The following is a 15650-nucleotide window of genomic DNA, read 5'->3' as shown; positions in this document are numbered from 1 at the left end:
AAACCATGTCTATTTTCGCTGTTGAATATATCTATGGTCCAGAGGCAGAAGCTGCCCGTGTAGAGCACCGCCCCCAGCACCGGGAATGGCTTGCCGCGCAGGCCGAAGCAGATGTTGTGCTGGCCTCGGGCCCTTATGGTGACGGTGCCGGGGCACTTCTGATCTTCCGTGCTGAAAACCAGGGCGCCGTTCAGGACCTGGTGGCGCAGGATCCCATGACCATTGGCGGCGGTGTCACAGGGCTAAAGATCTCCGCTTGGAACCCTGTCATTGGTAAGCTCAGCAGCTACGTAGGATAAAAGTCACTGGCGGGTAAACCGCAGCAGTCCCGTAAAAAGCAGTCATCGAGCCTACAATCTAAGGTAGATGCTGTGGATTTTCTTTTGCGGCGCCAAAAACTGGTGCTGCTGCCGCAGTATTTGAATATAAAGAACTCCTAGGAGCATATTTTGACCTCCGTCAGTCTCGGCATGCCGCAGTTGCCGCCGCCAGTGCTTGCACCGCGTCGCAAGACCCGGCAAATCAAGGTCGGTCCCGTGGGTGTTGGCTCGGATTCACCCATTAGCGTGCAGTCCATGACCACCACACCCACCACTGACATCAATGGGACTCTGCAGCAGATTGCGGAACTCACAGCGTCCGGTTGCGATATTGTCCGTGTTGCCTGCCCGTCGCAAGATGATGCCGAGGCGCTGCCCATCATTGCGCGCAAGTCCCAAATTCCTGTCATCGCAGACATTCACTTTCAGCCCAAGTATGTCTTTGCCGCCATTGAGGCCGGTTGCGCCGCGGTACGCGTGAACCCCGGCAATATCCGTAAATTTGATGATCAGATCAAGGAAATCGCCAGGGCTGCCAAAGATCATGGCACCTCCATTCGTATTGGTATCAACGCCGGATCGCTGGAACCGGGCATCATGAAGAAATACGGCAAGGCCACTCCTGAAGCCTTGGTGGAGTCAGCAGTCTGGGAAGCTTCACTCTTTGAAGAGCACGGCTTCCACGATTTCAAGATTTCCGTCAAGCACAATGACCCCGTTATCATGGTGGCCGCCTACGAGATGCTCGCCGAACAAGGCGATTGGCCGCTCCACCTGGGTGTCACCGAGGCCGGGCCGGCATTCCAAGGCACCATCAAGTCCGCAGTGGCCTTCGGTGCGCTGCTCTCCAAAGGCATTGGCGACACCATTCGAGTCTCACTTTCTGCACCGCCTGTGGAGGAAATCAAGGTGGGCAACCAGATCCTGCAGTCGTTGAACCTGCGCCCTCGCAAGCTGGAGATTGTCTCCTGCCCGTCCTGTGGCCGCGCCCAGGTGGATGTGTACAAGTTGGCTGAGGAAGTCACTGCTGGCCTCGAAGGCATGGAAGTTCCGCTGCGCGTGGCCGTCATGGGTTGCGTTGTCAACGGCCCCGGCGAAGCCCGTGAGGCCGATCTGGGTGTGGCTTCGGGCAACGGCAAGGGCCAGATTTTTGTGAAGGGAGAAGTCATTAAGACTGTGCCCGAGGACCAAATTGTTGAGACACTCATTGAAGAAGCCATGAGACTTGCCGAAGAGATGGAGTCCGACGCCGATGAGCAGACTCTCCCGGGTGGCCCCGTGGTTACCGTTTCCTAAGGAGACCACCCATGAGCCGGTGCGCGTCCTTGTCCACAGGGATACGGGCGCGCTCCGGGCCTTGATTGCGCGTGACCGCGTGGCCAACGTCTTCGTTGACTCGCTGCTCACGCAAAACAGCAGTGCCGTACCCGCCTTCCCTGGGGCGCTCATGTTGGGCTCCTTCGAGGACGACGGCGTCAGCTTGGCCGCCGCCTGCTGGGTGGGTTCCAACGTGGTTCCCATAGAGTCCACCGCCGAGCATGCCCGTGCCTTTGGCCGGTGGATGGTGGAGAATTGGGAACCTCATGCCTCAATTTTTGGACCGGCTGAACCCACCTTGGCCATCATGGAAGTGCTCCAAGGTGCAGGGATTACCGCTCAAGATATCAGGGCGAATCAGCCACTCTTAGCCATCTCGGGACCGCCATTGGTGGCCCCCAACCCGGCGTTGACCGTGAGTGAATCTGGACAATTTTCCGAAATCCTTGTAGCCGCGGCTGCCATGTTTGAAGAAGAAGTTGGCTACTCACCCTTTCTGGGCGGAGAAGCCAACTATCGCCGTCGTGTTGCCTGGCTCATCAGTAACGGCTTCTCCTTCAGCCATGGAGATGAGGTGGGCGAGGTGATTTTCAAGGCAGATCTGGGTGCTGTCACCTCCTACGCCACCCAAGTGCAGGGTGTGTGGGTGAATCCGGAACGCCGGGGGCAGGGCCTAAGTGCTGGCTACATGGCAGCCGTGGTTGAGTTGGCGCGCAAACACGCCCCCGTCACAAGCCTGTACGTCAATGACTACAACACGAAGGCTCGGGCTTGCTACGAACGGGTCGGTTTTGAACAAGTGGGAACTTTCGCCACTATTTTGTTCTAGCCCCGCCCAATCACTCAAGGCCCCATCACTCACGCCCCGCCCCTCATTCCCTCAACAACTTGGGGGAGGGTTTTCCCTGCCTCGAGGAGCGCATGGTTTGACGTCATGGTTCGGCCGCAATATAGTTGCTTAACGCAAACAAGTATTGTGTTGAGAGCTTCAGCTACCCAGGGGGACACCTGTGATTGATCACAATGAGGCCAGCGCCATCCTCTCCCAAATGGTGGCGATAGGGCGCACCTTCAGAGTTGCCGGTCAGCGGGGCCAGGCCCATGAGTTGACGGGAACCAAACTAGGATTTCTGCAGCAGCTTCGAGGCCGCGATGTCCGTTTGGGTGAACTGGCCCATCGGCTTTCAGTTTCGGCACCCGTAGCAACCAGAACGGTCGAAGCGCTTGAATCTGCAGCCTTGGTTGAACGGCGCCCAGACCCCCAAGACGCCCGTGCGTGTCTAATCTCCATGACTGAACGCGGACGCAGACAGCTGGAAGAAAATGAAACTCGGGCCGTAAATCAATTTGCCCACGCCCTGGCGGACTGGTCAACAAGCGATGCTGTGCAAGCAATCGACATCCTTGAAAGATTAAACGGCCACCTCATTGAGGTACTGCAAGGACCAGAGCGCAATGAGGCGGCGCAAGCTGGTCTCGGAGCCACAAATAACAACGGAAACGAGCATGAGGCATGAAAGACGCCACGTCCACCGCTGTGAAAAGCCTCCAGGAAGAGCCAAGAGAATATTCCCACAGGGAAATTCTTCAGGTGATGACAGGTCTTCTCGCCGCTCTCTTTACCGCGATGATCTCCACAACCATCGTCTCAACAGCGCTGCCAACCATCATGGCAGACCTCCATGGCACGCAGCGGCAATACACATGGGTCATTACGGCCAGCCTCTTGGCGATGACCATTGTGACGCCCATCTGGGGCAAGCTTTCTGATTTATTTAGTAAAAAACTCCTGACCCAGATCGCCATCCTCATGTTCGTGGCCGGAGCAATTGCGGCCGGATTCGCCACCACTATCCCAGTGATGATGAGCGCACGAGCCGTACAGGGTATAGCCATGGGTGGCCTCATGGCCCTAGTGCAGTCAATTATGGGTTCCATAATTTCGCCCCGTGAGAGGGGCCGGTACGCAGGATATATGGGTGCTGTCATGGCGGTTGCTACCGTATCTGGACCGCTACTGGGCGGCGTGATCACCGATGCCCTTAACTGGCGCTGGACCTTCTTTGTCAGTGTTCCGCTGGCCATAATTGCGCTGATCTTGCTCCAACTGAAACTGCACCTGCCCACCATTAAGCGTGCATCGATCAAGATCGATTACGCCGGCGGTGTTCTAGTTGCGATCACGGCGGCCCTGCCCATGCTGTGGGTGACCTTCGCTGGTAACGATTATGACTGGATTTCGTGGGAGTCCGGCGCCTTCCTGGTGGCTGTCTTGATTTCTGCCACACTGCTGGTGGTGGTGGAGCTCCGGGCCGCCGAACCAATGATTCCGCTGCGCCTACTGCGCAATAAGACTGCAGTGTGGATGATCATTGCCAGCGTGGGGGCCGGCGTGGGCATGTTTGGTTCGGGCGTCTTCTTGACCCAGTACTTCCAGCTCGGTCTCGGAGTGAGCCCCACGCAGGCAGGAATCATGAGTATCCCCATGATTATTGGCCAACTGCTCTCAGCCATGGTTGGCGGACAGCTCGTGAGCCGGATGGGCCGTTGGAAGCCGGTGATGATGGTTGGCAGCATCATCATGCTGATTGGCCTGTTGGGCTTGGGAACCATCAACCATGAGAGCAGCTACGTCTTTGTCGCCATCTTTATGGCACTGATGGGGTTGGGGATTGGTACTTTGGTCCAAAACGTTGTCCTAGCTGTCCAGAACACCGTGGACGTCTCCGAGGTTGGTGCTGCCTCGGCGGCCGTTGCCTTCTTCCGCTCCCTTGGTGGTGCCATTGGAGTTGCCGTGCTGGGAGGCGTCCTCACTCACAAGGTCAGTGAGAATTTTGCTGCTGGATTGGACCGGCTGGGTATCGCCGCAGGCGCAGGTTCAGGGGACACCCAGCTGGATATTAGCAACCTTCCGGCCCCAGTGCAGGAAGTGTTCCACAACGCCTATGCTGACGCCTTTGGCCCCATCTTTCTCATTGCTGCCATGATTGCGGCCGTGTCTGTGGTGGCGATTACCGTGGTTCGCGGCACCCCCTTGCGAGCTACGGTAGCCATGCGCCCCGCGAACACCAGTGAACAAGAGCTGCCCGCTGGCTAGTAGGGCCAACTGGATGTGCGCTACTATTATGCAACTTGTTGCGCAAAGGAGTGCATTGATGAACGCTGGTCAGTTTCCCCACCTGTTTTCCCCCTTGGATTTGGGGTTCACCACGTTGCCCAACCGGGTGCTGATGGGCTCAATGCATGTGGGCCTCGAAGAGTTACCCGGCGGCTTTGAACGGATGGCGGCATTCTATGCCGAGCGTGCGCGCGGCGGGGTGGCACTGATGGTAACCGGCGGTATTTCACCTAATGACGCGGGCCGGCCCATGAAAGGTGGCGCCAAACTCAGCACGCCCGAGGAAGCTTTGGCGCACTGGGTTGTGACGGAGGCCGTTCACGCGGAGGGTGGAAAGATAGCTTTACAATTGCTGCACTTTGGGCGCTACGCCTCGCATTCGGCACTCGTTGCGCCTAGCGCCGCCCAAGCGCCCATCAGCCCTTTGACGCCGCGCCCACTGACCGGGGACGAGGTTGAGCAGACCATAGAAGACTTCGCCGCAGCCGCAGCACTGGCCCAATCTGCTGGCTACGACGGTGTCGAAATCATGGGTTCCGAGGGGTACTTAATCAACGAATTCATAGCAGCACGAACCAACCACCGCAGCGATGAGTGGGGTGGCTCCTACGCGAATCGGATGCGTTTCCCGGTCGAGATCATTCGGCGCACCCGTGAGAGAGTCGGTAGGAACTTCATTATTATTTACCGCCTCTCCATGCTTGACCTCGTCGAGGGTGGTTCCACCCTGGCCGAAGTCATCACCTTGGCGCAGGCCGTGGAGAAGGCCGGCGCCACCATCATCAACACAGGAATTGGCTGGCATGAGGCACGCATCCCCACCATCGCCACCTCCGTTCCACGGGCAGGTTATGCGTGGGTCACCAAGATGGTCATGGGATCGGTGAGCATTCCCTTGGTTGCCACCAACCGCATCAACACCCCAGAGGTAGCCGAACAGTTGCTGGCGAATGGCACCGCCACCATGGTGTCCATGGCCAGGCCTTTCTTGGCCGATGCCTTCTTCATGAGGAAGGCGCGTGAGGGGCGCAGCGATGAAATCAACAGTTGCATAGCGTGTAACCAGGCCTGTCTGGACCACACCTTCGTGGGGAAAACGTCCTCCTGCCTGGTCAACCCCCGCGCCTGCCACGAGAGTGAAATAGTTATTGAACCAACCTCAGACCCGCAGAAGATTGCGGTGGTCGGCGCCGGTCCGGCAGGCTTGGCGTTCGCCGTTACAGCCGCTCAGCGGGGACACCAGGTGACGCTCTTCGAGGCGGCCGGGGAGATTGGCGGGCAGTTTAATCTTGCCAAGCAGATTCCTGGCAAGGAGGAATTCCATGAAACCATCAGGTACTTCAAACGCCAGATCCAGCTCCTTGACATCACCTTGGTCCTGAACACCACAGCCACGAGTGAGGAACTGCTTGCAGCGAACTTTGCCCAGGTGGTGCTGGCCACCGGCGTCACACCGCGCACACCCGAGATAGAGGGCGTGGACCATCCCAGCGTCCTGAACTACCTTGAGGTGTTGCGGGACAAAAAAGTTGTGGGAACTAACGTAGCCATCCTCGGCGCCGGCGGCATCGGCTTTGACGTGGCCGAATACATCACGGCCCACGGCACCAGCGCCACCCTCGTCCCGGAGAAGTTCTACCGCGAATGGGGCATTGACCCGGACTACAACAACCCTGGCGGCATCACCACGGCCATCCCGGCCCAACCAGACCGCCGGGTGGGCCTATTCCAGCGCAAGGAAAGCAAAGTCGGTGCCGGGCTGGGCAAGACCACCGGCTGGATCCACCGCACGGAGCTCAAGGCCAAGGGCGTGCAAATGGTTCCCGGCGTGGACTACCAAAAGATTGACGACGCCGGACTCCACATCCGCGTTAACGGCGCCGAGACGGTCCTTGCGGTAGATACGGTGATCCTGTGCACGGGCCAAGAGCCCCGGCGTGATCTGTTGCCGGGGCTGGTAACAGGCGGAGCTTGCGTGCATGTGATTGGTGGAGCAGATGTGGCAGCGGAACTTGATGCCAAGCGAGCCATCGATCAGGGGACTCGATTGGCCGCAAAGATCTAATGTCACTCACGCACGCCATCATGACCTCTCTGCTGGAAAAGCCCTGTACAGGTGCCGAACTGGCCAGGCGTTTTGATAAGTCTCTGGGCTACTTCTGGCAAGCCACGCATCAACAGATCTACCGCGAGCTGGGAAAGATGGAACTTTCCGGGTTGATTGCCGCTCATGGGATGCCCACGGCGCGCGGACAGCAGCGCCAGTTTGCTGTGCTGGCCGCGGGACGCTCCGAGCTTGCTTCTTGGTGTGCGCAGGAAGGAGCGTTACGGCCCATCAAGGATGCCCTCCTTGTGCGGATGCGAGCCGCCGCAGTGTTGGGTGCCACAGGTGGAGACACGGTGGATATCGTCACTGAAATGCGGCGCCACATGCTGTTGCACGGAGAGGTACTGGCCCGCTACGAGGCCATTGAGGCACACGATTTTCCGGCCGGCTCCCCACGATCCGCGGCGGATGAGCTGCAATTGGCTGTGGTGCGTGCCGGCATTGCCTACGAAAATTCGTGGCTGGCGTGGTGCCACCAGGCCTTGGCGGCTCTCGAGGCTGGCTGATTACTAGAAGGCGGCGCTGGCTGAATACTTGGCGCTGGGTGAATACTTGGCGCTGGCGCTGAGTGGGGATCAGGCGCTGGCGGATTCCTGCTCAGCGGCTTGAGCCTGGAGAAGCCGGGCAGTGTCGGCCAACAGGGCGGCGGTTTGGCTGATGACGGGAGCGTAGGAGGAGGTCCAGGCGTGCTTGAAAACAAACGCGTCTGGACCTTCCCATCGAAGATTTCCCAGGATGCGCTGGCTCAGTTCAGATTTGGTGTGCAGCAAAATGCTCTGAGCCTGTTCCAGTTCCCGGGCAAAGTTACGCAGCTCCTCTGGGTTGGCGCCCTGCAAGCCATTGCTCATTGACTCTCCTGCGTGTGCCGAGTCCGCGGACCGGTTCGGGATGTGGCCTGTATGCCGTCTCTGGGTCTCGAGGGTTCGCCGAGTTGGCCGCTGAGTTATTCCCCGAGGTTTACTGAACTTCAACCCTAGGGCCAAGGTCACCGTCAAGCGATGGGCAGAGGTACCCATGACCAATGGTTAGGCGGTGCGGCGGCGCAACGTCAGCGACGCCAAGAGCAACCCTGCCAGCACAAATGCAGCAACTACTACCAAATCCCAGACCAGCTGTGATGTGGGGCTGCTGCTCTGTGCCACCTGCTGCAATCCGTCAACTGCGTAACTCAGCGGCAGCACATTGGAAATCACTTCCAGGACGCTATTCATTTGATCTCGGGCAACGAACAAGCCACACAAGAGAATCTGGGGGATCACCACCACGGGCATGAATTGGACGGCTTGAAACTCGGTGTGGGCAAACGCCGAACACAGCAAGCCCAGCGCAACACCGAGAACAGCGGTGAGTACCGAAATCAGCACCACCCAGCCGGCATTTCCTGCAATCGCCATACCAAAGACCCAGTATGCGGTACCGGTGGCTACCAATGCCTGGGCTGCGGCCATGATGGAAAATGCCGCTGCGGCCATGATGGAAAATGCCAGAGCGTAGCCGAAGAGCAGGTCAGCCTTGTGAAGGGGAGTGCTCAGTAACCGTTCCAAGGTGCCAGAGGTGCGTTCACGCAGCATGGTGATAGAAGTGATGAGAAACATCACCACGAACGGGAAAATGCCCAGCATCATGAGCCCCACACGGTAAAAAGTTCGTGGCATTCCTGGCGCCAGGGTCTCATTTTGATACAGCCAATACACCAGCGCCAGCAACACGGCCGGCACCACCAGAATTAAGGCAATGCTGCGCGGATCGGAGCGTAGTTGCAGCAGCACCCGGGTGCAGGTGGACCACAACATGGATGGATTCATCGGGCATCCTCTCCCTCGGCAGCAGTGGCAACCTCGGCTGTCTCGGTAGGAGTGCCCTGGATCAGCCGCAGGAACGCCAGCTCAAGATCGTCCGTTTCACCGCGTTGGCGCAGCTGATCCGGGGTCAACTGGGCCAGCAGTAGACCCTCACGCAGTAGCAGCAGTGTCTGGCAGTGGCTGGCTTCCTCCATGACGTGGCTGGAGATTAACAACGTGGTGCCTTCCTCTGCCATGGCCGCAAATTGTGCCCACAAATCTGCCCGCAGAACCGGGTCCAAACCCACCGTGGGCTCATCCAGAACCAACAGAGCAGGCTTACCCACCAGTGCGCAGGCAAGGGAAACCCGGCTGAATTCTCCGCCAGATAAATTCCGGGCCTTGCGGTTGGCAAGCTCGGAAAGCCCCACGGAGGCCAGCACCGCCTTCGCATCCTGCCGGCTGCTGCCATGGACAGACCCAAAATAGTTCACGTTTTCCAACACGCTCAGATCCCGGTAGACGCTGGCCGCCTGGGTGACATAGCCGACGTCGTGCCTGTTCTGGGGATCTCCTGCAGGCCGGCCCAACACGGTGAGCGTGCCAGCCGTGATCTTCTGGACCCCCACCAGGGCCCGCATGAACGTGGTCTTGCCGCTGCCGGAAGGGCCCAATAGCCCGGTGATCCTGCCCTGCGGGATATTGCAGGAAATATTCGCCAACACGGCAACCCCTCGGCGGCACACCCGCAAGCCCTCCACACTGACACTAATAGGGCCGTGGGTGCCGGATGGATCGGCCGGAACCGGGGCAAACGGTGGCTCCGGGGCTGGCATCTGCGCTCGGTGGGACATGGTTGCTCCTGGCTTGGCGCGTCGAGTGCGTGTGAGTTCAAACTAGACCCGCAGGGTGGGCGTGTCCAGCTTTGCCGCGGACTCCTGGAAAGCTGCGTGCACCTCCTGGCCCGGCCGTTGTGCGAGAGCCTGTGTGGAACCGGTAGATTAGTATCTGTCCGTCCAGCTCAAGGCCGGCGCCCACCCACTTCAAGAAATGGAAAACTCGCGTGGCACTTCGCCTTTCCACACTCTTTCTCCGCACCCTGCGTGAAGATCCCGTCGATGCCGAAGTGGACAGCCACAAGCTGCTGCTGCGTGCCGGTTATATTCGCCGCGCGGCCCCTGGTATCTACACCTGGCTTCCTTTGGGACTGCGCGTACTGCGCAAGGTTGAAGCCATTGTGCGTGAAGAGATGGACGCGATCGGCGCCCAGGAAGTCCACTTCCCGGCGCTGCTGCCCAAGGAACCCTTCGAGCAGACAAACCGCTGGCTCGAATACGGTGACGGCATTTTCCGCCTCCAGGACCGCAAGGGCGCCGATTACCTCCTGGCCCCCACCCACGAGGAAATGTTCACACTCCTTGTCAAGGACCTGTACTCCTCGTACAAGGACCTGCCGCTGAGCCTGTACCAGATCCAGAACAAGTACCGCGATGAGGCACGTCCCCGCGCAGGCCTGCTCCGTGGACGCGAGTTCATCATGAAGGATTCCTACTCCTTTGACATTGACGACGCCGGACTCGACGCCAGCTACATGGCTCACCGCGGCGCCTACTTGCGGATCTTTGAACGCCTCGGATTGGAGATCATTCCCGTCGCCGCAACAGCCGGGGCCATGGGCGGCTCCAGGAGCGAAGAGTTCCTGCACCCCATGGCCATTGGCGAGGACACTTTTGTGCGCTCGGCCGGGGGATACGCCGCCAACGTTGAAGCAGTCACCACCGTTGTGCCAGCAGCCATTGACTTCAGCAATGCCCCGGCCGCCGTGGTCCGCGACACTCCCAACTCAAGCACGATCGCAACACTGGTGGCAGCAGCCAATGAGCTCGCACCCCGGGCCGAGGGGCAGTGGAGCGCCGCTGACACCCTCAAGAATGTGGTCCTGGCCATCGATCTGCCCACGGGCGAACGCCAGATTGTGGTTGTGGCCCTGCCCGGAGACCGCGACGTTGATCTCAAGCGCATCGAAGCCAACATTGCCGAACACCTAGAAATTGGTGGCGAAGTAGGCGTTGAGGCTGCCGGTGAAGCAGATTTGAAGAAGCACGCGTTGCTGGTTAAGGGCTACATTGGCCCAGGCCTGAGCCTTGACGGCGCTGTTCTCGGCGCCGAATCAGCCAGCAAGATCCTTTACCTGGTTGATCCGCGCGTTGTCTCCGGCACCAGCTGGATCACGGGAGCCAACGAGGACGGCAAACACGTCTTCAATCTGGTGGCAGGGCGCGACTTCAGCTGGGACGGCACCATCGAGGCCGCCCAGGTCCGCGAAGGCGATCCCGCCCCGGACGGTTCCGGCCCGCTGGAAACGGCCCGCGGCATCGAGATGGGCCACATCTTTGCCCTCGGCACCAAGTACGCGCAAGCACTCGGACTGAAGGTCCTGGACAAGAACGGCAAGCTCTCCGTGGTGACCATGGGTTCCTACGGCATCGGTGTCACCCGCGCCGTCGCCGCCCTGGCGGAGTCAAACCATGACGACAAGGGCCTGACCTGGCCCGCGAATGTGGCACCCGCAGACGTCCATGTGGTTGCCGTTGGCCGCGGCGAGGAAATCTTCGAGACAGCTGCCCAGCTCACCGCCGATCTGGAAGCCAAAGGACTCGAGGTCATTTACGATGACCGTCCCAAGGTTTCCCCCGGCGTGAAGTTCGGAGACGCTGAACTCATAGGCGTCCCCACCATCTTGGCTGTTGGCCGCGGGCTCGTGGACGGCGTGGTGGAGATCAAGAACCGCGCCACCGGTGTTGCTGAAAACATCGCTGTAGCCGACGCGGTCCAGTACATCCTCGACCAGCGCTAGACTCCAAGCCCGGTACACACCTCCGCCAGCAGCCCCTCGCGGGCAGTAAGATTTCCGCTCCGTGGCCCCACCTCGTTCCTCGGCGTAGGGCCACGCGCGGAAATCCATCCCCGCTCCGTGGCTGCTGGCTCCCGTGTGGGCCGGGTTTTTTGGCAACATAAGCAAGGAAAACCATGGTTTCCGGTTTTGAAAATATTACGCTGGCCACGATCCTTTTGGTCATCGTGGCCGGCTTCGCTGCTGGCTGGATCGATGCCGTGGTGGGTGGCGGTGGGCTGATCCAGCTCCCGGTCATGCTGATGATCCCCGGAATCACGCCGATCCAGGCGCTGGCCACGAACAAGATGGGCTCCATCTTTGGCACGGCCACGAGTTCCGTGACGTACTATAAACGTGTTAAACCAGATATGCGCACGGCACTGCCCATGGCAGGGGTGGCTTTAGTGGGAAGCGTTGGTGGTGCGGTGCTGGCCGCCAGCCTGCCGGGTTCAGTCTTTAAACCCATTATTGTTCTGGCCCTGGTGGCGGTCTTGTTGTTCACAGTGTTCAAACCCACCATGGGAGAGCTGACGGAACTTCGGCATTCCGGGCGCAAACACTACGTTATTGCGTGTTGCATTGGTGGGCTAATTGGTTTTTATGACGGCCTGATCGGGCCTGGAACCGGCTCATTCCTGGTCATCGCCATGGTGGGATTGATGGGCTACGCCTTCCTTGAAGCCAGCGCCAAGGCCAAAATTGTGAACCTTGCAACCAACGCCGGGGCCCTCATGTTCTTCCTCCCGCATGGCTCCTTGCTGTGGGGAGTAGGCCTGATTTTGGGTATGGCCAACATGGCTGGAGGCTACTTGGGTGCCCGCACCGCGGTGAAACAAGGCAGCACCTTTATCCGCGTGGTGTTCCTGGCAGTTGTCACGGTGCTCATCATCAAACTCGGCTACGACGTGTTGAACGAGAATTTCCTCAACCGCTAGTGCAGCTCCGCGGGCTAGTGCAGCTCCATGAGCTCGTGCGCGGCTGGCAGGCCTTGCAAGGTTTTTCCTGCCATGGTGCTGGACACCCAAAGTGAGCGCTGGGCATCACCGCTGTGACCGGCCTTTTCCAGATAGCTCAGCGCATTTTCCACCTCACGGACAACACTCCAACCAGCCACTAAGTCTTCATCCAGACCGGCAGCTTGCGCCAGATCACGGGCGCGGCGGCGGAGCCCGGCTTCGGCGTTCCGAACGGGCAAATCCTGCAGCCGGTTCCACAGGCACGGCGCCACGGAAAACTCGCCATCACCGACCTGGATCTGCGGGTCAATCGCCGAATAGTGCCCGCTTCCGGGTTTGGCCAGGATGTTCAAATAATGCAGGTCGGTGTGAATCAGCACGTCATTGCTGCTTCGGCGGGAAACTGCTCCCCGTGTTTGGCAGACTTCCAAGGCTGCCTCAAGCAACCAGCGCGGAAAAGGTTCGGAGAGCATGCTCCAACGCTCGGGGAGTTCATCACAGTACCGCTCTGCTGTGGCGGCAAGCTGGGGGAGCAGGTGCCACTCTGGCCGCGCATCGGGACGAAGGGATAGTTTCTTGACGAGCTCTCCCCACACGGCAATCGCTTCATCCAAGGGCAGTTTAAGCAGCGGTCGGCTCTGATCAAGACGCTCAATCAACAGCGCCCCAATATCGCTGTCACTGGCCCACAGGGCTGCTGCTCCCTTGCCGCCCCACAAGGAAAGAGCGAGGGGTTCCAAGAAGGCTTCCTCATAGGGGAAGGCGACTTTCAGCGCGGCCGGGGTGCCGTCTGTGGTGCGGACCGGCACCACCACTGCCGTGTGGCCATACCAGGGAAGTCCGCCATCAGGCAGATCAACTAGTAGCTGCCACTGTTCCAGGGCCAGATTCAGGAAACCCGGCAGGTGCCCCAGCCAGGCCCTGCCTTCAGGCGTCTGGCGGTGCCTGCGTAGCAGGGGCTCGGGGATCTCTAGCTTCATGCTCACGGTCATGAGCCTATCGGCTGGCACATGGGTGGGAACACCGTCGTCGTACTTTTAGTGCGGGGGGCACCTTTCACAGCAGGGCCGAGCCGATGTGGGCAGGGTGGGGCACAGCAGAGGAGGACAGGGCAGGGCGCTGTAGAACAGGGCGTTGAGTCAGAGTACGAGTCCGCTGGCACCGAGCCGGGTGCCGATCGCGAAGGAAAGGATATCCTCGCGAAGGGGTTCCCCTGCCGTACCTGCCCTGACCCGCCCTACCTGCTCTACCCCGCCGTACCCGCCCTGCCTAGGGGGCGGTTGCGGCGCTCTCAATACCCGGCAAGGCATCCAATGTGCCACCCCAAGATATCTGGGCTTCGGTGGAGTCGAGCAGCCACAGCACCGAAAGCTCTCTGAGGTTGCTGCCCTTGGGAGGCTGCTGGGTTGCATCGGGTGATCCGGCCGCTCCGGGTGAGGCTGTTGCGTAGGCGGGGTTTGCTGCGCTGAACGCCGACAAATCCGCATAGAGAGCACTGAGCTCTGCCTCCAGAGTGCTGAGGGCCGGTTTGGGCATCGCGGTAAAGCTGGCATTTAGGGCGTAACCGGCCACGGGGGCTGCCGGTGGTAGGCAGCGCAGGCGCAGTTCCTCGTTGAGGACGTTGAGCTTTTGTTGGTGCCGGTCCAACAGGGCTGTGGATTTGCTAAATTGCGGTTCGGCGAATCGGGTGGAGGCAACCTGGTAAGCGTAGATCGCCTTCTGCTCGCCCAAGGCGGCGGCACTCAACGCTGCATCGATGGTGGCGCCGGGGCGCGGTTCAAGGATGGTGGCGCACTGGGGCCCGGACGGAACGGGGAAATCAACCTTGGCCGGCAGCAAACCCGACGCCGGCATGGTGGCCGCCGTCGCAGAGCCCAGTTCACGAGCCTGCAGGAGCTGACCGGTACCTACTGAAGCAAACACACGGCCCATGGATCCTTCTGCAGTCAGAGCGCTAGCGAGCAAAGATTCCGCGTTGGCCGTGAGCTCCTCACGCAACTGCGTAACTGTTGGCAGAGAAGCAGCCGTGGGTGTTGGGGTAGCGGTCTCAGTGGGCAGTCCGTCACTCAAGGCGGCAGCCTGAATGCCCAGCTGTTGTGCCGTATCTGAGAGGATTGTGCGCAATTGAGGGGTGCTAGTCACCTCAACCAATCCGAGCGCGCCGATCTGCAAGGTGGTGGTTGTTTCCCATGCAGCCTGACGCTGTTCCTGAGTGTGCGAGTACTCATCTGCACCAACGTCCGGCCCGGAAAGAACCGTCCCGAGGCTCACCACAAGGGCCGAAATAACTATCAGGAAGCATAGTCCACGCACCAACGCGACGAAACGGTTCCGCTTTGGGCGGGGCTTTGACTTGTGTGTGCTGGCATTCCCGCCACGCTCCGCTGGATTATGGGGCCCGGCGGTGCCATTCGTAGCTGTTGCGCCGGTTGCAGCCGGTTCAGTGCCCGAGACTTCATCCGTGGATACGGCGGGTGAAGCCGAGGAGGCGCCATTTTCCGCTTGCTGCTCAGCAAGCCGGCGTTCACGCCGCGACAACATCGGAGAAGTCTGGGCTACCTCAAGCGGTGCCTCCACAAGGGCCGCCACATCGGCCCCTTCAGCCCCGGCGGTGTCCGCAACGGATTCAGACAGCTCGGTGGATTCTGCATCCTCAACACCGCGGGCTTTGGCTTCCTCAGACTCCTCAGACTCCTCAGCTTCCGTCTCAGAGGTGGCTACTTCCAGCTCAGGATCGGCTACATCCGGGGTATCCGCTTCGGCGGCCAGGGGGCCCTCGCAGGAGGTGGAAGGCGCAACCGCAGATGCCTCGAGGTCGGCGGTGGTACCAGCTTCCGCGGACGGCGGAACTATCATGCCATTTGCATCAATGACCAGAATCGCGGGAGCAGCTGAAGTCTTCGCAACAGGGGAGCCGGCAGCAGCCGTGGCACGCCGGGGAGCCTTGCGTACGGGACTTATGACGGCGGGGGTCTTAGCATCGGGGTCAGATGCGTTCGGCTCAGCTGAAGGATTGGGGTTGGTCACAACCGTTGATCATCTCATGACTGGCCTGTAGAGTGCACACTTTTGCAGGTAGGAGCGGCCCAACGCTGCCACAATGCGTTCATACTCACACCTCCACTGTTCAGCGGCAGCGGTGGAAACTCGGTAGT

14 protein-coding genes are annotated in these 15650 nt (G+C 60.0%); 9 read left to right on the top strand and 5 right to left on the bottom strand.

Going from position 1 to position 15650, the window contains the following annotated elements; genetic code table 11:
- The first annotated feature begins 5 nt into the window (after positions 1-5).
- The 7 genes from RY113_RS11845 (at position 6) to RY113_RS11815 (ending at position 7368) form a co-directional block, all read left to right on the top strand.
- Positions 6-299 (top strand): YciI family protein, encoded by a 294-nt coding sequence (locus RY113_RS11845; RefSeq protein WP_110104390.1) that lies wholly within the window; start codon positions 6-8, stop codon positions 297-299.
- Between the two features lie 150 nt (positions 300-449).
- Entirely contained in the window at positions 450-1616 is a 1167-nt protein-coding gene (gene ispG, locus RY113_RS11840) for a flavodoxin-dependent (E)-4-hydroxy-3-methylbut-2-enyl-diphosphate synthase (protein WP_110104389.1), read from the top strand.
- Positions 1573-2466 (top strand): GNAT family N-acetyltransferase, encoded by an 894-nt coding sequence (locus RY113_RS11835; RefSeq protein WP_315914731.1) that lies wholly within the window; start codon positions 1573-1575, stop codon positions 2464-2466. Before ispG ends, RY113_RS11835 begins: the two co-directional genes overlap by 44 nt.
- 181 nt (positions 2467-2647) lie before the next feature.
- Entirely contained in the window at positions 2648-3154 is a 507-nt protein-coding gene (locus tag RY113_RS11830) for a MarR family transcriptional regulator (protein WP_315914729.1), read from the top strand.
- Between the two features lie 77 nt (positions 3155-3231).
- Positions 3232-4734 carry an MFS transporter gene (locus tag RY113_RS11825; protein ID WP_315914728.1) on the top strand — a complete coding sequence of 501 codons (1503 nt, stop codon included), beginning with the start codon at positions 3232-3234 and terminating at the stop codon, positions 4732-4734.
- A gap of 58 nt (positions 4735-4792) precedes the next feature.
- The gene (locus RY113_RS11820; protein WP_315914727.1) at positions 4793-6820 is read left to right on the top strand and encodes an NADPH-dependent 2,4-dienoyl-CoA reductase; all 2028 of its coding nucleotides are present in this window, start codon (positions 4793-4795) and stop codon (positions 6818-6820) included.
- The gene (locus tag RY113_RS11815; RefSeq protein WP_315914726.1) at positions 6820-7368 is read left to right on the top strand and encodes a PadR family transcriptional regulator; all 549 of its coding nucleotides are present in this window, start codon (positions 6820-6822) and stop codon (positions 7366-7368) included. Before RY113_RS11820 ends, RY113_RS11815 begins: the two co-directional genes overlap by 1 nt.
- A gap of 69 nt (positions 7369-7437) precedes the next feature.
- Here the strand turns inward: RY113_RS11815 and RY113_RS11810 are convergent, their stop codons facing one another.
- The 3 genes from RY113_RS11810 to RY113_RS11800 form a co-directional block, all read right to left on the bottom strand.
- Positions 7438-7710, bottom strand: coding sequence for a hypothetical protein (locus tag RY113_RS11810; RefSeq protein ID WP_110104383.1), 273 nt, complete (start codon positions 7708-7710; stop codon positions 7438-7440).
- Positions 7711-7887: 177 nt separating this feature from the next.
- Positions 7888-8667: an ABC transporter permease gene (locus RY113_RS11805; protein ID WP_315914725.1), complete on the bottom strand. Its 780-nt coding sequence runs from the start codon at positions 8665-8667 to the stop codon at positions 7888-7890.
- Entirely contained in the window at positions 8664-9497 is an 834-nt protein-coding gene (locus RY113_RS11800; protein ID WP_315914724.1) for an ABC transporter ATP-binding protein, read from the bottom strand. The genes RY113_RS11805 and RY113_RS11800 overlap by 4 nt, the downstream gene beginning before the upstream one ends.
- A 209-nt stretch (positions 9498-9706) precedes the next feature.
- Between RY113_RS11800 and RY113_RS11795 the strand changes: the two genes are divergently transcribed.
- Together RY113_RS11795 and RY113_RS11790 are read left to right on the top strand one after the other, a co-directional pair.
- Entirely contained in the window at positions 9707-11500 is a 1794-nt protein-coding gene (locus RY113_RS11795; RefSeq protein ID WP_110104381.1) for a proline--tRNA ligase, read from the top strand.
- A gap of 173 nt (positions 11501-11673) precedes the next feature.
- Entirely contained in the window at positions 11674-12474 is an 801-nt protein-coding gene (locus tag RY113_RS11790) for a TSUP family transporter (protein ID WP_315914723.1), read from the top strand.
- A gap of 14 nt (positions 12475-12488) precedes the next feature.
- Here RY113_RS11790 and RY113_RS11785 read toward each other — a convergent pair whose 3' ends face one another.
- Both RY113_RS11785 and RY113_RS11780 read right to left on the bottom strand, forming a co-directional pair.
- Entirely contained in the window at positions 12489-13475 is a 987-nt protein-coding gene (locus RY113_RS11785) for an aminoglycoside phosphotransferase family protein (RefSeq protein WP_315914828.1), read from the bottom strand.
- Between the two features lie 289 nt (positions 13476-13764).
- Complete coding sequence (locus RY113_RS11780) at positions 13765-15522, bottom strand: DUF4439 domain-containing protein (protein WP_315914722.1); 1758 nt, start codon at positions 15520-15522, stop codon at positions 13765-13767.
- Positions 15523-15650 lie beyond the last annotated feature (128 nt).

It is taken from the genome of Arthrobacter sp. lap29 (assembly GCF_032458965.1).
GTDB lineage: Bacteria > Actinomycetota > Actinomycetes > Actinomycetales > Micrococcaceae > Specibacter > Specibacter psychrochitiniphilus.
The sequence above is the reverse complement of the archived record's forward strand: the minus strand, read 5'-3'. Positions and strand labels throughout refer to the sequence as shown.

What these genes read in the sequence shown, in the direction of transcription:
- RY113_RS11815 (WP_315914726.1), top strand. Translation starts at nt 6,820, where the DNA reads ATGTCACTCACGCACGCCATCATGACCTCTCTGCTGGAAAAGCCCTGT.
- RY113_RS11820 (WP_315914727.1), top strand. Translation starts at nt 4,793, where the DNA reads ATGAACGCTGGTCAGTTTCCCCACCTGTTTTCCCCCTTGGATTTGGGG.
- RY113_RS11835 (WP_315914731.1), top strand. Translation starts at nt 1,573, where the DNA reads ATGAGCAGACTCTCCCGGGTGGCCCCGTGGTTACCGTTTCCTAAGGAG.
- RY113_RS11790 (WP_315914723.1), top strand. Translation starts at nt 11,674, where the DNA reads ATGGTTTCCGGTTTTGAAAATATTACGCTGGCCACGATCCTTTTGGTC.
- RY113_RS11810 (WP_110104383.1), bottom strand. Translation starts at nt 7,710, where the DNA reads ATGAGCAATGGCTTGCAGGGCGCCAACCCAGAGGAGCTGCGTAACTTT.
- RY113_RS11805 (WP_315914725.1), bottom strand. Translation starts at nt 8,667, where the DNA reads ATGAATCCATCCATGTTGTGGTCCACCTGCACCCGGGTGCTGCTGCAA.
- RY113_RS11845 (WP_110104390.1), top strand. Translation starts at nt 6, where the DNA reads ATGTCTATTTTCGCTGTTGAATATATCTATGGTCCAGAGGCAGAAGCT.
- RY113_RS11825 (WP_315914728.1), top strand. Translation starts at nt 3,232, where the DNA reads ATGACAGGTCTTCTCGCCGCTCTCTTTACCGCGATGATCTCCACAACC.
- RY113_RS11785 (WP_315914828.1), bottom strand. Translation starts at nt 13,475, where the DNA reads ATGAAGCTAGAGATCCCCGAGCCCCTGCTACGCAGGCACCGCCAGACG.
- RY113_RS11800 (WP_315914724.1), bottom strand. Translation starts at nt 9,497, where the DNA reads ATGTCCCACCGAGCGCAGATGCCAGCCCCGGAGCCACCGTTTGCCCCG.